The organism is Pedobacter frigidisoli, assembly GCF_032678525.1.
GTDB lineage: Bacteria > Bacteroidota > Bacteroidia > Sphingobacteriales > Sphingobacteriaceae > Pedobacter > Pedobacter frigidisoli_A.
In genome coordinates this window covers 412,659-429,498 of sequence record NZ_JAVTSE010000005.1, presented here as the reverse complement: position 1 = coordinate 429,498, position 16,840 = coordinate 412,659, and the positions used below count along the sequence as shown (strand labels likewise).

Here is a 16,840-nt window from a genome sequence, read left to right as displayed (position 1 = left end):
CGGAAGGCACGGAATTTTACGACAAAAAACACAAAAGAACACAAAGCATAATGATCCCCTTTGTGTTCTTTTGTGTCTTTGTGTTTTTTTTTAACGAAGAAAATACTTCAGTAGCAGCGAAATCAGCGAAATCTTCATTGGCTCAAGAATCCGGACTTAATATTTAGGACCAATTAAACCTCCAATAATCTGTCAGGAAATTGAGAAACCTTTTCAATCGTCAGCTGCTGCATGATCTGGTAAAGGTGTGTTTTGAACATGTTAATCGTGTGTTCACCACCATCGTTACCCAAAGCACCAACACCATACATAAACGGGCGACCCATAAAATTGAATTCAGATCCAACCGCATGTGCCCTGGCTAAATCTACACCTGAACGGATACCACCATCAAGCATGATTTTTAATTTCGATTTATAAGCGGGATTTGCGGCCAGTTTGATTAATGAATTGATCGATGATTCACCTGCATCAATTTGTCTTCCGCCATGGTTCGATACAATTACTCCATCAACACCAATTTGTATAGCTGCCTGCATATCTTCATCCGTTGCAATGCCTTTCAGTACCAGTGGTCCTTTCCAGATTTCGCGGATAGCAGAAACCTTTTCGATATCTACCTTACCGGTAAAAGTCCGGTTCATGAACTGTCCCAGTTGCGACATGTCCATACCTTTTTCCATATATGGCTTTAGTGTAGCAAAAGACGGGATCCCATGCTGTAAGGTTTTAATGCCCCATAGTGGTCTTGCAAATGCCTGAAGAATGTTATTGATCGACATCTTCGGCGGAATGGATAGTCCGCTTTTAATTTCTTTATACCGCAACCCAAATGCAGGAACATCAACCAATACGACGAGCACCGGGCATTCAACCGCCTTCAAACGGTTTATTATATCATCCCTTAACCTGTTTTCTGTAGGATGGTAGAGCTGAAACCATGCCTTTCCATCCGACACTTCGGCAATGCGCTCAATGCTGCTGGTAGAAACGGTACTTAGGGTATAGGGAATATCGTGTTTTGCTGCTGCTTTGGCTAATATTTCAGGAGCATTAGGCCACATTAAACCTTGCAGGCCTATTGGCGAAATACCAAACGGAGCACTATACTTACGGCCGAACAGCTCTACCGACATGTCGATTTCTGACCCAACACGCAGGTAATTTGGCTTCAGGTAAATATCATCAAAATCGTTCTCGTTACGGGCCAAATTCAGTCCCTCATTACAACCACCTTCTAGGTAGTCGAACGCGAACTTAGGAATTCTGTTTTTTGCTTTACGCCTTAAGTCGGCAACAGAAGGATATTGCGGATGGTAAGGAAATGTAATTTTTTTGCTCATTATTTAATCTATTGTCTTGGTCAGATGCCTTTTAAAGTCGAAAACTAATATTATATATTAATTTCTCCATCCTGCACTATCTGTTATATTCGGTTTATTTAGGAATTTAACTACCTAAAAGCTTTAAAATGATGAATTTCCGTACTTTACAGTCTATAAAAACCTTTGGCATTATCACTGAAAACTGATTTTCTTTGCTGCTCACTCAGCCTTTCCGTGTATTTGCGCACAAGCTGAAACCAGTCCTGGTAAGGGCGGCTGATGAGCATTACCGGCCAGTCGCTGCCATACATAATCCGCTCCGCACCAAAGTTCTCAAAAATCACATCTAAGCAGTTAAAAATTTCAATCTCTTTCCAGTTTTTCCAGTCGGCTTCTGCAAGCAAGCCTGAAACTTTACAATATACATTCGGATTTTCTGCCAGTGTTTTAATATGGCCAGCCCAGGTTTTTAAATCCTGCGATTTTACATCAGGTTTACCACAATGATCGAGGACAAAGGCCTGGTCAGGAACCTGGTCGACCATCCTGATGATGCTGTCGAGCTGATTGTGGTAACACAGCAGGTCGTAAGTATAGTCGTAATCTTTCAGCTGCCTGATGCCTGCAATGAAGTCCGGGTTAAGTATAAACGCCTGATTTTCTGCCTGAAGCACATGGCGCCAGCCTTTAATCAGTTTAAAATTGCTCCAATGTTTCAGGCGATCAGCAAGATCAGGGTTTTTAAGGTCGATCCAGCCGACAATGCCTTTAATCAGGTCGTTTTGTTGTGCCAGTGCAAGGAGAAATTCATTTTCAGCCTCCGACTGGTTGGCCTGAACCGCTACGCAGCCGGTAATCTGGAGGTCGCTGTATATCCTGCTTAAGTTTTTAGGGGAGAAGTCATTGCGGATCGCTTGCATGTCTTCGGTGATCCAGCTATCCCTTACCGGATCAAAATTCCAGAAATGTACGTGGGTATCAATCATGATCTATAGCTTGAAAATTTTATCCATCAGCCGCCATTTCTCACCCGGCTCAGCTCCGGGCAGCGCCTGCTGGTATTTCCACATCAGGGTTTCCCATTCCTGCACTTTCGGGTTTTCCAGGTCGGCCTTTGCTTTCTTTTCAAAAGAAAAGTCTTCACCCACTTCCATAACCATAAACAGCCTGCTTCCGCTTAAGTAGATTTCCATATCGAGCACACCTGCCGAAGTAATACTTTCCTGTATCTCCGGCCAGATTGCTTCATGGTGTTTTCTGTATTCCGCAATCAGGGAGGGCTCATCGATCAGATCGAGGGTGAAGCAATATCTCTGCATTAGTTTTCGGTGTAAGCTTTAACGTTTTGTTTACTTGAACCTAAACCATCAATGCCTAGTTCCACTACATCACCATCTTTAAGGTACCATGGTTCTGGTTTTTGTCCTAAGCCAACACCTGCAGGTGTTCCGGTAGTAATCACATCACCCGGCAATAGCGTCATAAACTGACTGATATAAGATACCATAAATGGCACATTGAAAATCAGGTTTGAAGTATTACCGTCCTGTAAAGTTTCTCCGTTAACCGTTAACCAAAGGCGAAGATTGTGCACATCTTCAATCTCATCCTGGGTGGCAATGAATGGGCCAATCGGAGCAAACGTATCGCAACTTTTACCTTTTACCCATTGTCCGTTGCGTTCTAGCTGGAATTCACGTTCACTGTAATCGTTGTGCAGCACGTAGCCTGCAATGTGGTCTAATGCATTTTCCTCAGATACATAACTGGCTTTTTTGCCAATAACAATTGCAAGTTCCACTTCCCAATCGGTTTTTTTACTGTTTTTAGGGATGGTGAGGTCATCATTTGGACCCACAATCGCTGAAGTGGCTTTAAAGAATAAAATCGGTTCAGCAGGGATAGGTGCATTGGTTTCTGCAGCGTGATCTTTGTAGTTTAAGCCTACACAGATGATTTTGGAAGGACGCGCCAATGCTGGTCCGAGGCGTACACCTTTATCTACTTCTGTTAAGCTCGCAGTAGCTATATCCTGTTTTAGTTTTTCCAGTCCATCGCCACCAAAAAATGCTTCATTGTAATCCTGTACCAAACCTGAAACATCATAGTATTTATCATCTATAATCACTCCTGGTTTTTCTGCACCTGCAGCTCCAAAACGTATTAATTTCATATTGTTAATTTTTATATAGTATCAAGTGGGGTATCTTCGGGCTTAGTATTAATTATTTAAGGTAGTAAAGCCACCGTCAATCGGATAATCGCAACCGGTAATAAACGAGGCCTCGTCGCTGCATAAATACAAGGCCAGTGCACCAATCTCTTCCGGTTTGGCCATTCTGCCGATGGGCTGCGTTTTAGATAATTTATCGAACATTTCGTCAATATTATCCGGATAGTTTTTTTGCAGAAAACCATCCACAAAAGGGGTATGCACACGGGCCGGTGAAATGGAATTGCACCTGATGTTCTCGCCGATATAGTCTTTCGCCACACTCATGGTCATGGCTTTCACCGCACCTTTCGCTGTACTGTAGGCAAACCTGTCGGGCAGGCCAATCAGCGAGGCAATAGACGCCATATTGATGATTACGCCGCCACCAGCTGCACGGAGCTGAGGGATTGCAGCATATAAACAATTGTAAACGCCTTTGACATTCACCCGCATAATGCGATCGAAATCGGCTTCTTCGGTTGTATCGGCTTTGCCAATATGCGCAATGCCGGCATTGTTGACTAATATGTTAATCTGTCCGATTTTGTTAAAAGTATCAATTACAGCCTGGTGGTCAGACACATCGCAGGCATAGCTGAATGCAGCACCGCCGGCATGTTTAATTTCCTGCAAGGTGTTTTCGGCTTGTTCAGGGCCCAATTCAATGATGTGAACCTCTGCGCCCTGCTTTGCCAATACGGTTGCAATGGCTTTGCCGATTCCGCTACCGCCACCCGTAACCACTGCTCTTTTGTTTGTTAAAGAAAACATGTTTATGGTTTAAATTTATAATTGATTAGAATATGCTTACAAATAAAATAAATATTGTTGATTAAAATTCTTTATCTTCTAATCTAATTATCCTTTTGCTTGCCAAATAGTACTATAAGCAATTTTAAGGCATAGAAATTTTACAAAAGCGAATGGCTCATTTGCTTATATTTGAATATTATTTTTATATTTAAATAATTTATTAACCAAATATAATGCTGATCGGATTCGATTAGTCTTTTATCAGAGCCACACCGAATGAGAAAATTCCTGATTTTTGCTTTCTGTTTCCTATTATCTTTCGTTTCAATTCGTTCAGGGGCAACCCTTCCATTGCAGAAAACCATTATTGTTTATGGGAGGCAACAGTTACGCGTTCAGTTTGGCGCAGAAAGACTGTCGAAAAGCTTAACCGCCATCGGTATCAGTAACCGCATTGAAAAAAAACATACACCGGTCGCTGCAAAAAATAACATCGTTATTGGAACCATAGATGATCAGGCATTCGTGGCAGCGATTCCCAAAGCGATTCTCAGTAAGCTCGTTCAGCAAAAAGAAAGTTTTATCGTTTCCAGCGCGAAAGACGGTACCATTTATATTATTGGTTACGATGCTTCCGGAGCGCTGTACGGTTGTATGGAACTGGCTGATCAGGTACAGAAGACAAAAAAAATGCCGTTGAAGATCAATCTCACTGATCGTCCGGAGATGGTGCTCAGGGGAACTTGCATCGGATTGCAGAAACCAGACTACCTCCCAGGTCACGATGTATATGAATACCCCTACACGGAGGAGACTTTCCCATGGTTATATGATAAAAAACTATGGATAAAGTATTTGGATATGATGGTGGAAAACCGTTACAATTCGCTTTATCTATGGAACGGACACCCATTTTCTTCTTTATTGCGACTAAAAGATTATCCTTATGCAGTGGAGGTGGATGAAGCGACTTTAAAGAAAAATGAGGAGATTTTTCAGTTCCTGACGCATGAGGCAGACAAAAGAGGTATTTGGGTGATCCAGATGTTTTACAATATCATTATCCCAAAACCATTTGCCGATAAGCACGGATTGAAAACGCAGGACCGCAACCGGCCTATTATTCCTTTAATTGCCGATTACACCAAAAAGTCCATTACGGCTTTTGTAGAAAAATATCCTAACGTTGGTTTAATGGTGGCTTTAGGCGAGGCCATGGAAGGTGTGGGGCAAGACGATATTGACTGGTTTACCAAAACCATTATCCCAGGTGTAAAAGATGGTTTAAAAGCTGCGGGCATAAAAGAGGAGCCACCCATTGTGCTCCGCGCCCATGATACGGATGCACCCAGTGTAATGAAAGCGGCACTGCCTTTATACAAAAATTTATACACCGAAAACAAATTTAACGGAGAGGCATTAACCACCTACCAACCCCGTGGTGCCTGGGCAGAGCTAAACAGGAAACTGGCAGCCATTGGTACCATTAATATATCGAATGTGCATATTCTGGCAAACCTGGAGCCTTTCAGGTATGGTTCGGCAGATTTCATTCAGAAGTCCGTACAAGCCATGAACAAAATTTATGATGCCAAAGGATTACACTTATATCCACAGGCAAGCTACTGGGACTGGCCATATACTGCTGACCAGGTGAATGGCAGATTATTAGAGGTTGACAGGGACTGGATTTGGTATAAGGAATGGGCACGCTATTCCTGGAATTCGCAGCGCGACCGTACAAAAGAAATCGATTACTGGGGCGCAGAACTGGCATCGAAATACGGCACGGATCTGGCCGGTGGAAAAGAAATATTAAATGCTTACGAAGAATCTGGAGAGATTTCGCCCAAGTTGTTGCGCAGGTATGGTATAACCGATGGTAACCGCCAGACGCTGACCCTGGGCATGCTGATGACGCAGCTGATTAATCCCTACCGATACGGTGTGTTTACCCTGATGTATGAATCGGAAGCGCCTGAAGGTGAAATGATCATCGACTATGCAGAAAAAGAATGGAAGAAACAGGGGCATATTGGTGAAACACCCATGCAGATTGCAAAAGAGGTGGTGGTACACGGCAAAAATGCCCTGGCATCGATCAATAAAGTGAAGGCCGGAAAAGATGTGGAAGAATTCAACCGTTTAAAAAACGACATGTATTGTTACGATGAAATGGCGAACTTTTATGCTGAAAAGGTGAAAGCTGCGCTCTGGATTCTTCGGTTTAAATATTCAAACCAGGTGACTGATCTGGAACAGGCTTTACCTTTCCTGCAAAACAGTGTAGATCATTATGCTAAACTAGTGAAACTCACCGAAGGGAGCTACCTGTATGCCAACAGCATGCAAACCAAACAGCGGAAAATCCCGATGCGTGGCGTAGATAAAACTTTTATCCACTGGAAAGAGATGCTTCCGGTATTTACCAAAGAGCTGGAACATTTCAAAAGGAGTATTGATTCATTGAAATCGGTAAAAGGGGCGGGTATTGTAACAGTTCAGCCTTATAAAAATGCGGAGGTAAAGCTGATCAGTCCATTAGAAAATTACACAGTTGAAAAAGAGGCAATCGTATTCGCCGACAGCTCGGTGCGCATCAAAGAAGTTGCAGACCAGCTGACCGGATTAAAAGGGATCAGACTTTCTAAAACCAGGCAATTGAAATCTGGTACGGAGATCAGCTTCGAGACTAAGATTCCGGTGAAGTTGCTGGTCGGCCTCTTCAATCAGAAAGATGCGAAATTCTTAGCGCCACCACAACTGGAAACAGATGCGAGTGCCAACAATTACGGACAATCGGAGATTAAAATCTCAAACGCGCTGGTATTGAATGGTTATCCGCCGGCAAATGTGCATGCCTATAGTTTTCCGGCCGGAAAACATACGTTAACTTTAGGTAAAGGGGAATGCCTGGTGCTGGGTTTTATTGATGATAAACAGGAATTGCGCATTTTCAATGCGGGTTTAGATGGCAGAGGTAAGGATATAGATTGGTTATTTGAATAATGATAAATACAAAGAAAATATTATTTACAGCAGGTATCTCGCTGTTAACGATTAGCGGTTTTGCACAGCAATCGGCTATTTTAGGCACATCTAAACTCAAAAAGTATGTCGATTATTTTAACTCAATTGATACGGAGGCGGTAAAAAACTTTGTGCCGAACAGCGAGGCTTTTACCTGGCTGGCCAATCAGGCCCCCATGTTCGAATGTCCTGATTCTGTATTGGAGCAAAACTATTATTATCGTTGGTGGACTTACCGCAAGCATCTGGTGAAAACTCCTGATGGATTTATCTTCACCGAGTTCATTGAGCCGGTAAAGCATGCAGGGAAATACAATTCCATCAGCTGCGCTTTGGGGCATCATATTTATGAAGGAAGATGGCTGAAAGACAATAGGTACTTTAAGGATTACATTAAGTTCTGGCTTTACAAAGCAGATATTGGGGAAAGCAAACAACGCTTCCACCAGTTTAGCAGCTGGGTAGATGACGCGGTTTATCAGAATGAACTGGTAAAACCAGACCAGGCTTTTTTAAAAGAGATTCTTCCTGCGCTGGATCTGGATTATGCCAAGTGGGAAGAGCAGCGCCAGCTTAAAAACGGTTTGTTCTGGCAAAATGATGTAAAAGATGGGATGGAAGAATCGGTGAGCGGTTCAAGGAAAGACCAGAATCAGCGTCCAACTATTAACAGTTATATGTACGGCAATGCAGTGGCTTTGAATAAGATTGCCAGTTTAATGGGTGATAAAGCAATGGCCTTAAAATACCAGGAAAAATCTGCAAGGATCAAAAGCCTGGTACAAGACAGCTTGTGGAATACAACCGAAAGTTTTTTTGAAACCATGAAGGCAAAAGGAGGCTCATCAGCTGTAAGGGAAGCGATCGGCTTTATCCCATGGGACTTTAATTTACCTGATGATAAGTCCGTTTACGCGAAAGCCTGGGATCAGTTACTGGATACTGCGGGGTTCAAAGCGCCCTGGGGGCTTACCACAGCGGAAAGAAGGGAGCCTACATTCAGGACCCGCGGCACGGGGCACAGTTGTGAATGGGATGGCGCACTCTGGCCCTTTGCCAGTTCGCAAACGCTGAAGGGATTAGCTAATTTGCTAACCAACTATAAGAATCATGGCAAAATGAATGCCCGGGTATTTTACCAGGAGTTGCACCAGTATGCTGCCTCGCACGTAAAAAACGGAAAACCTTACATTGGTGAATATCAGGATGAAAAAACCGGTGAATGGTTGAAAGGGGATAATCCGCGAAGCAGCTTTTATAACCACTCTACTTTTAATGATCTGGTGATTAATGACCTGATTGGGATCAAGCCCCGTGCAGATAATGTTTTGGAAATCACACCGCTGATTCCAAAAAACCAGTGGGATTGGTTTGTATTGGATAACCTGTCGTACCACGGAAAAAGCATTACCGTGTTATGGGATAAAACCGGAAAAAGGTACAATAAGGGAAAGGGTTTCCTGATTTTTGCCAATGGAAAAGAAATTTACAAAGGCAAAGATTTGAAGGCACTAAAAGTGAAAATGGATTAACCGAAAACACACAATGAAATTAAAGCTGGTAACAATCTTTTGTATAGCGATGGGCTTATTAACCACTTCAGTGGTTGCCAATGCACAATCCTATTACAATGTTTTAAAATACGGGGCTAAAAACGATAGCAGCAAACTGGCCACAACGGCCATAAAAAATGCCATTGAAGCCGCCTCGAAAGCAGGTGGTGGTACTGTTTATTTCCCTGCGGGAAAATATTTAACAGGAGCCATTCATCTGAAAAGCAATATCACCATCCTGATTGATGCCGGAGCGGAGCTGCACTTCAGCGATAATTTTGACGACTACCTGCCCATGGTAAAAAGCCGTTATGAAGGGGTTGATGTCACATCCTTTTCACCTCTTTTTTATGCCTATAAAGCCGAGAACATTTCCATCATCGGAAGGGGACTAATCGACGGCCACGGAAAGAAATGGTGGGATTTCGTTGAAGGCTATAAGGAAGGCCAGCCGCGCTCGAAATGGCAAGCCACTTTCGACGGACTCAACAAAGATATTGTGCTTCCGGATGATCCGAAGCAAATGAAACGCGGTTTCCTCCGTCCGCCGTTTATACAGCCGATGTTCTGTAAAAATGTGTTGATTGAAGGCATTACCATCAGAAATTCTCCATTCTGGACAGTTAATCCGGAGTTTTGCGAAAATGTAAAGGTTCACGCGGTGACCATCAATAATCCACATTCGCCAAACACGGATGGTATTAATCCTGAATCCTGCAACAACGTGCACATTTCTGATTGCCATATCAGTGTAGGTGATGATTGTATCACCATCAAATCGGGTAAAGATGCACCCGGACGTAAAATGGCTGTTCCTGCAGAAAATTATGTGATCACCAATTCTACCATGCTATCCGGTCATGGCGGTGTGGTAATCGGCAGTGAAATGAGCGGCGATGTGCGGAAAATAACCATTTCAAACTGCGTGTTTGATGGCACCGATCGTGGCATCAGAATCAAAACCGCCAGAGGGAGAGGCGGCATCGTGGAAGAAATCAGGGTGAGTAATATTATCATGAAAAATATTAAAGATCAGGCTATCGTACTGGATATGCAATATGCTAAAACCAATGTCGAGCCGGTTTCTGAGCGTACTCCAAAATTCAGGAATATTCATCTCAGCAATATCACCGGACAGGTAAATCAGGCAGGCTACTTAAATGGCCTGGAGGAGATGCCCATTGAAAACGTAACCTTCAACGACATCAATATGGAGGCTAAAACCGGATTCAGCATCTCGAATGCCAACCTGATAGAATTCCATAATGTTACGGTAAACACAGAAATCGGCCCTGCACTAAAAGCCCTGAATGTAACCCAGTTGATTGTTGACGGCTTCAAAAGCTATAAACCGAACACGGCGGCAGTGGTCGATCTGAAGAATGTAAGCGATGCTTTTATTTATAATGCCTTCCCGGTTCCGGCCACGGCAACCTATCTTAAATTGAGTGGGCAGACCACCAAAAATATCACCTTAGGCAATAACAACTTTGGAAAGATCAAGGCAGCCGTTAAAAAAGAGGGCGATGTGACCGAAAATGTCAATGTAATTTCTGGTGATAAAGGGCAGTAGAGATGAGGTTTGCAATACGGAAATATGTTTTGGTAATTTGCAGCCTGTGGCTCACTTTTCAGGCGAATGCCCAGGATAGGAATCAGTTACTGTGGTACAATAAACCTGCAGAAAAATGGACTGACGCCCTTCCTATCGGAAACGGGCGCTTAGGGGCAATGATTTTCGGGGGTGTAAACCACGATCATGTTCAGTTTAATGAAGAAACATTATGGACGGGTAAGCCCCGCAATTACAATAAGAAAGGTGCTTCGCGATATCTTGCTGAAATCAGGAAGCTTTTAGCGGAAGGAAAGCAGAAAGAGGCCGAGACTTTGGCGCAGGCGGAGTTTATGGGGGTGGAAAGTGAAGCAGGCAATAAGGCTGCCTGGGTAGAGGAAATGAAAGCTGGAAAAGGCATTCAGGGCAATCCTGCACTTCCCGGTTTTGATGATCAAAACTGGAAAGAGTTGGCCGTTCCGAGTTATGAGGGCTGGGAAACTGTGGGCTTACTAAACCTGGATGGGGCATTGTGGTTTCGCACGAGCATCGATGTGCCAGAAAGCTGGGTAGGTAAAGAGCTGACCTTAGATTTAAACAAAATCTTCGACGAGGATTTCACCTATGTTAACGGAGAACTGGTTGGCCATACGGATAAACCGGATGCACGAAAATATACAGTTCCGGCAAAGCTGATCAAGGCCGGAATAAATACAATAGCCATTCAGGTATTCAATTACGCTGATCGTGGTGGCATAGGTGGTTATAAAGATACCACCAAACCTATCGGGATTTATCCTGCAGGAAGCAATGTCGGTCAGGGAATCTCCCTGGTTAAAACCTGGAAGTATAAAATTCAAAATGCAAGCCCACCCGCAACACCGCAATATCAGGCCAGCTATCAACCTTTTGGTGATTTAGATTTAAACTTCCATCATGGCAAAGCAGCTGTTTCGAACTACAAGCGTTCACTTGATTTAACGACGGCCATTTCCAAAACCTCCTATACCGTAAATGACGTTCATTTCGAAAGGAGCTATTTCGCCAGTCAGCCTAACCAGGCAATAGTGGTTCATTTGACCTCCGATACCAAAAGATCTGTAAGCTTTGAAGCCTCATTTTCCAGCGTTCATCCGCAATCTTCGGTCAGGATGCTCGATCAGCATACTATCGCACTGAAGGTACAGGTAAAAGACGGTGCGTTGAAGGGCGAAAGCCGTCTGATGATTATTACCAGGAATGGCAATGTAAAGGTTGTGGGCAATAAAATCATGATCAGCAAGGCTGATGAGGCCACTTTGTTTTTAACCGCAGGAACCAACTTTATCAATGCGGATGATGTTTCGGGTAAGCCGGAACAAGCCAGCATTATGGCATTAAAATCTTTAAAGGGGAAAAGCTACGAAACGCTTAAGCAAAACCATATTCGCGAATACCAGTCTTACTATAATCGTTTTAAAGTAGATTTTGGCCCGTCGGCAAATGAGAAACTCCCTACTGATGAACGTTTGATCAGGTTCGCAAATTCCAGCGATCCGGCATTTGCGGCTTTGTATATGCAGTATGGACGCTATTTGCTGATTTCCAGCTCCCGCCCGGGTACGCAACCTGCCAACCTTCAGGGTATTTGGAATGATTTATTGAGTCCGCCCTGGGGAAGCAAGTACACTACCAATATCAATCTGGAGATGAATTACTGGCCGGCCGAAAATCTGAATCTTACTGATTTAAACGAGCCGCTGTTTCAGAAAATAAAAGGCCTGGCTAAAAATGGTGCTAAAACTGCAAAAGACTATTATAATGCCCGGGGTTGGGTATTACATCACAATACTGACCTATGGAATGGCACCGCGCCGATTAATGCATCCAACCATGGGATTTGGGTAACCGGCGCCGGCTGGTTGAGCGAGCACTTATGGGAGCATTACCTGTTTGCCAGAGATGAACGTTTTCTAAGAAATGAGGCCTATCCGTTGATGAAAGAGGCTGCATTGTTTTTTCAGGATTTTCTGGTTAAGGATCCAAAGACTGGCTGGCTGATCAGTACGCCGTCTAATTCTCCGGAGAATGGTGGGCTGGTAGCCGGACCAACGATGGATCATCAAATTATCCGTTCGCTGTTTAAAAATTGTATAGATGCTTCGCGTTTATTAAATGTCGATGACGCTTTCAGAGCAGAACTGGAAGACAAAGTAAAACAAATCGCACCCAATCAGATTGGGAAATACGGACAATTGCAGGAGTGGCTCGAAGATAAAGATGATACGGCCAGCAAACACCGCCACGTTTCCCATTTATGGGGCGTGTTTCCGGGAAATGACATTACCTGGGATCAGGACACAATGCTGATGAATGCCGCCAGAAAATCACTCATTTACAGAGGGGATGAGGCTACGGGCTGGAGCCTGGCCTGGAAGATTAATTTCTGGGCACGCTTTAAAGAAGGTGACCATGCCATGAAGCTAATTAAAATGCTCCTGAAGCCTGCTAATAGCGGTGCAGGTTCGTATGTAAACCTTTTCGACGCCCACCCGCCATTTCAGATTGACGGAAATTTTGGCGGCGCAGCGGGAATAGCGGAAATGCTGGTGCAGAGTCACCAGGGCTACCTGGATATTTTGGCTGCCTTGCCAACAGATATCCCGGACGGAAAGATTAGTGGTTTACGCGCCCGCGGTGGTTTCGAACTGGAATTGAACTGGGATAAAGGGCGGCTGACTTCACTGGTAGTGAAATCGACTGCGGGAGGAATGTGTGTAGTGAAGTATCAGGATAAGAAGATTGAATTTAATACAAAAGCTGGTGAGAGATATCAACTGAACGGGGATTTGAGGCTTAAATAATGATGAAGAATACAAAAGCATTACTGATTTTTTTCCTGTTGTTCTCAGTGACCGGGTTAAATGCCCAGACCAGGAAAGATATTTCTTTAAACGCAGATTGGCTAACCATTGCTGATGAGCAAAACATCCGGGCATACGATGGTTTCGAAGCACAGCAGTATAATCCGGTAAACTGGAAGACGGTAAATGTTCCCCACAATTGGGATCAGTATGAAGGCTATCAGCGCAAGCTTCATGGCAATAAACATGGTTATGCCTGGTATCGTAAAACGTTCAAAAGCAGGGAGTCAGGAGTGGGGAAAAGACAATTCCTCTATTTTGAGGGCGTAGGTTCATATGCTACCATATGGCTGAATGGAAAAATGATCGGCTATCACGCAGGTGGGCGAACCACTTTTACACTTGATGTTACAGGAGTCATCAAACAAAACAATCAGGAAAATATTCTGGCTGTTCGTGCTGATCATCCTGCCAACATTCAGGATTTACCCTGGGTAGATGGTGGATGTTCTACGGAACGCGGATTCTCTGAAGGCTCGCAACCCATGGGTATTTTCCGCCCGGTTCATTTAATTACCACGAATGATGTCAGAATTCAGCCTTTTGGCGTTCATGTCTGGAATGATGACCAGATCTCAGAAAAAGCGGCTGTTCTAAACCTCGCGACAACCATCAAAAATTACAGTAGCCAGTCGAGATCAATCACCGTTTCGACTCAACTCCTTGATGCAGGCGGAAAGGTGGTGAAATCCTTAAAAAATACGCTTACAATTCCTGCTGGCAGGGAAACCGAGTTAAGTCAGCAAACCGGTAAAATCGTTGACCCTCAGCTGTGGTCTCTGGAAAATCCGTATCTATATTCCGTACAAACCACGCTTGTAGAAAATGGAAAACTACTTGATGAAGTGAAAACGCCCTATGGTATCCGCTGGATCAGCTGGCCCATTGGCGATAAGGCCTCACAGAAAGTATTTTTGTTAAACGGAAAGCCGGTGTTTATTAATGGTATTGCCGAATATGAGCATTTAATAGGGCAGAGCCATGCTTTTTCAAACGAGCAGATTTCATCGAGGGTAAGGCAGATCAAAGCGGCCGGCTTCAATGCCTTTCGCGATGCCCATCAGCCCCATAATCTGCTTTATTCAGCATACTGGGATCAGGAAGGGATTTTGTGCTGGACACAAATGGCTGCGCATATCTGGTACGATACCCCTGCGTTCAGGAGTAACTTCAAAGCATTGTTAACCGACTGGGTAAAGGAACGCAGGAACAGCCCGGCAGTGGTTTTATGGGGACTGGAAAATGAAAGTACCCTGCCCGAGGCCTTTGCAAAGGAATGCACCGATCTGATCAGAAAACTCGATCCAACAGCTTCATCGCAACGCAAGGTAACCACCTGTAATGGCGGTAAGGGTACAGACTGGGATGTTCCGCAAAACTGGACGGGTACTTATGGTGGGAATCCGCTAAGCTATGGTGAAGACCTGCAGCGGCAAGTGCTGGTGGGTGAATATGGCGCCTGGAGAACCATAGACCTCCATGATACAGATGCCAATGGTAAAGGCTATACAGAAAACAAGATGACCGACCTGATGGAAACCAAAGTCCGCCTGGCTGAAACGGTTAAAGATAAAACTGCTGGTCACTTTTTTTGGCTATACAGCTCGCACGATAACCCGGGAAGGGTACAGGGAGGCGAGGGGTTGAGAGACCTCGACCGGGTTGGACCGGTAAATTACAAAGGGATGTACACTCCCTGGGAGGAACCGACAGACGTATTTTATATGTTCAGGGCGAATTATGCGTCGAAGAAGACGGAGCCGATGGTGTATATCGTCTCGCATACCTGGCCAAACCGTTGGACTAAGCCCGGCATTAAGGATAGTATTGTTGTGTATTCAAACTGCGATGAGGTAGAGCTTTTCAATGACGTGAACGGTCAGTCGTTAGGCAGGAAAACGCGTGGAGTTGTGGGCACTCATTTCCAATGGGATAAACCAGAAATTAAATATAATGTACTGTATGCTGTGGGATATGTAGATGGGAAGGCTGTTGCGAAAGATCAGATCGTTTTGAATGACCTGCCTTCATCGCCCGGCTTTAGCCGTCTGTTGGAAAAGACTACGGTTTTAGCACCGCAGAAGGGATATCAATACCTGTACCGGCTAAATTGTGGCGGACCCGCTTATCAGGATGCGTCCGGAAACGTATGGCTGGCAGATCAGCAATTAAGCACTGATGGAAAAAAGTATGGCTCAGGTTCGTGGACAGATGCCTTCCCGGGTGTACCGGCTTTTTTTGCCAGTCAGCGAAGAACATTCTCGCCGATTCAGGGTAGTTCAGACTGGAAGCTATTTCAGTCGTTCAGGTATGGCAGAGATCAGTTAAAGTTCAGTTTTCCTGTACCCGCCGATGGGGAGTATCTGGTAGAGCTATATTTCATTGAGCCCTGGCTGGGTATTGGTGGCGGCATGGATGCCGAAAAAATGAGGCTGTTTGATGTAGCCATCAATAATCGGGTGGTATTAAAGGACCTTGATATCTGGAAGGAAGCAGGAACAAACAAAGTGCTAAAAAAAACCGTCAGGGCATTCGTGAAAGGCAGGCAGCTGGTGGTTTCTTTTCCTCAGGTTAAAGTGGGGCAGGCACTGATTTCGGCCATTGCCATCGCTACAACAGATCAGAAGGTTAAAGTGGCCGATCAACGTAATCAGATTATTGAACCCGGTGCAAGTAACGAATATCAGTTAGAAAGCTGGATGGATGTCGGCGATCAGCAGTATGCCGGTAACAGGGCAACTTTCAACCAACTTCCGCCAAACTTATATGGCGCAGAGTGGATTCATTTTAAGTCTGCCGCTTCAAAAAGACAAGTTAAATTCAAAATGAACCGGGAGGCAGATGTATTTGTACTGAGCAGCCCTGGTTCTGCAAGCATGAAGCTTTATGAAGATACTAAAACGCAGGTTGTAAATAGTGTTGGGGATCACTTCAACGTATATCGAAAGCGATTTAACAAAGGTGATGGGTTAGATTTACAGGGAGATTTTGCCAATGTGGTAATTGTTCCGCCAAGTGAGCTTGCACCTGCCTATGATTTAAAAACGGTCACTTCTTACAAAGCAACCGATGCGGTATTAAGGGGAACCAGTATTGTTAGAGCTGAACTGATGGGCAAACCTCGTGTAACTTTTAAATCAGCAAGTGGCGGTATTCTGGAATGGAGCATTCAGGTTGGGGTAGCAGATACCTATTCGTTAACGATCAAGTATCATAATCCTTCCGATAAACCTTTAAAAGCTAAACTCATATTTTCATCTGCCGACGGGACAGTAATGAAAACTGAACCGCTGGAATTTGCTGCCACTAAAGAGGGCAAGTGGAACTACCTGAATAGCGATACCGGCAGCATGATTAACGCCGGAAGCTATAAGCTGAGTGTGGTTGCGGTAGATGCTAATGCACTGACCATTGATGCTTTAGATGTTCAATAAGATAATATGGTATAAGATGTAGCGAAAATCTTATATGAATGCTGATATTTAGCCATGCATATTTGTTTTAACCAA

Annotated in this window: 10 protein-coding genes; 5 read left to right on the top strand and 5 right to left on the bottom strand. The window is 44.2% G+C overall.

Going from position 1 to position 16,840, the window contains the following annotated elements:
- Window positions 1–173: 173 nt before the first annotated feature.
- From R2Q80_RS16245 to R2Q80_RS16225, 5 genes are all read right to left on the bottom strand, one after another.
- Window positions 174–1,343, bottom strand: a complete 1,170-nt coding sequence (locus R2Q80_RS16245; protein ID WP_316800606.1) for an alpha-hydroxy acid oxidase — start codon at window positions 1,341–1,343, stop codon at window positions 174–176.
- Between the two features lie 146 nt (window positions 1,344–1,489).
- Entirely contained in the window at window positions 1,490–2,311 is an 822-nt protein-coding gene (locus R2Q80_RS16240; RefSeq protein WP_316800605.1) for an amidohydrolase family protein, read from the bottom strand.
- Between the two features lie 3 nt (window positions 2,312–2,314).
- Entirely contained in the window at window positions 2,315–2,644 is a 330-nt protein-coding gene (locus R2Q80_RS16235; protein ID WP_316800604.1) for an L-rhamnose mutarotase, read from the bottom strand.
- A complete protein-coding gene (locus tag R2Q80_RS16230) occupies window positions 2,644–3,498 on the bottom strand; it encodes a fumarylacetoacetate hydrolase family protein (RefSeq protein WP_316800603.1) in 855 nt (284 codons plus the stop codon). Before R2Q80_RS16230 ends, R2Q80_RS16235 begins: the two co-directional genes overlap by 1 nt.
- 48 nt (window positions 3,499–3,546) lie before the next feature.
- On the bottom strand, window positions 3,547–4,311 hold the full coding sequence (locus R2Q80_RS16225; RefSeq protein ID WP_316800602.1) for an SDR family oxidoreductase: 765 nt from the start codon (window positions 4,309–4,311) through the stop codon (window positions 3,547–3,549).
- A 258-nt stretch (window positions 4,312–4,569) separates the two neighbouring features.
- Between R2Q80_RS16225 and R2Q80_RS16220 the strand changes: the two genes are divergently transcribed.
- From R2Q80_RS16220 to R2Q80_RS16200, 5 genes are read left to right on the top strand one after another with little or no spacing between them, the layout of a single operon-like run.
- Window positions 4,570–7,302, top strand: a complete 2,733-nt coding sequence (locus R2Q80_RS16220) for a hypothetical protein (RefSeq protein WP_316800601.1) — start codon at window positions 4,570–4,572, stop codon at window positions 7,300–7,302.
- Window positions 7,302–8,855 carry an MGH1-like glycoside hydrolase domain-containing protein gene (locus R2Q80_RS16215; protein WP_316800600.1) on the top strand — a complete coding sequence of 518 codons (1,554 nt, stop codon included), beginning with the start codon at window positions 7,302–7,304 and terminating at the stop codon, window positions 8,853–8,855. Before R2Q80_RS16220 ends, R2Q80_RS16215 begins: the two co-directional genes overlap by 1 nt.
- 13 nt (window positions 8,856–8,868) lie before the next feature.
- Window positions 8,869–10,449 carry a glycoside hydrolase family 28 protein gene (locus tag R2Q80_RS16210; RefSeq protein WP_316800599.1) on the top strand — a complete coding sequence of 527 codons (1,581 nt, stop codon included), beginning with the start codon at window positions 8,869–8,871 and terminating at the stop codon, window positions 10,447–10,449.
- 2 nt (window positions 10,450–10,451) lie between these two features.
- Window positions 10,452–13,271, top strand: coding sequence for a glycosyl hydrolase family 95 catalytic domain-containing protein (locus R2Q80_RS16205; RefSeq protein ID WP_316800598.1), 2,820 nt, complete (start codon window positions 10,452–10,454; stop codon window positions 13,269–13,271).
- Window positions 13,271–16,765 (top strand): malectin domain-containing carbohydrate-binding protein, encoded by a 3,495-nt coding sequence (locus tag R2Q80_RS16200; RefSeq protein WP_316800597.1) that lies wholly within the window; start codon window positions 13,271–13,273, stop codon window positions 16,763–16,765. Before R2Q80_RS16205 ends, R2Q80_RS16200 begins: the two co-directional genes overlap by 1 nt.
- Window positions 16,766–16,840 lie beyond the last annotated feature (75 nt).

What these genes read in the sequence shown, in the direction of transcription:
- R2Q80_RS16245 (WP_316800606.1), bottom strand. Translation starts at nt 1,343, where the DNA reads ATGAGCAAAAAAATTACATTTCCTTACCATCCGCAATATCCTTCTGTT.
- R2Q80_RS16240 (WP_316800605.1), bottom strand. Translation starts at nt 2,311, where the DNA reads ATGATTGATACCCACGTACATTTCTGGAATTTTGATCCGGTAAGGGAT.
- R2Q80_RS16235 (WP_316800604.1), bottom strand. Translation starts at nt 2,644, where the DNA reads ATGCAGAGATATTGCTTCACCCTCGATCTGATCGATGAGCCCTCCCTG.
- R2Q80_RS16230 (WP_316800603.1), bottom strand. Translation starts at nt 3,498, where the DNA reads ATGAAATTAATACGTTTTGGAGCTGCAGGTGCAGAAAAACCAGGAGTG.
- R2Q80_RS16225 (WP_316800602.1), bottom strand. Translation starts at nt 4,311, where the DNA reads ATGTTTTCTTTAACAAACAAAAGAGCAGTGGTTACGGGTGGCGGTAGC.
- R2Q80_RS16220 (WP_316800601.1), top strand. Translation starts at nt 4,570, where the DNA reads ATGAGAAAATTCCTGATTTTTGCTTTCTGTTTCCTATTATCTTTCGTT.
- R2Q80_RS16215 (WP_316800600.1), top strand. Translation starts at nt 7,302, where the DNA reads ATGATAAATACAAAGAAAATATTATTTACAGCAGGTATCTCGCTGTTA.
- R2Q80_RS16210 (WP_316800599.1), top strand. Translation starts at nt 8,869, where the DNA reads ATGAAATTAAAGCTGGTAACAATCTTTTGTATAGCGATGGGCTTATTA.
- R2Q80_RS16205 (WP_316800598.1), top strand. Translation starts at nt 10,452, where the DNA reads ATGAGGTTTGCAATACGGAAATATGTTTTGGTAATTTGCAGCCTGTGG.
- R2Q80_RS16200 (WP_316800597.1), top strand. Translation starts at nt 13,271, where the DNA reads ATGATGAAGAATACAAAAGCATTACTGATTTTTTTCCTGTTGTTCTCA.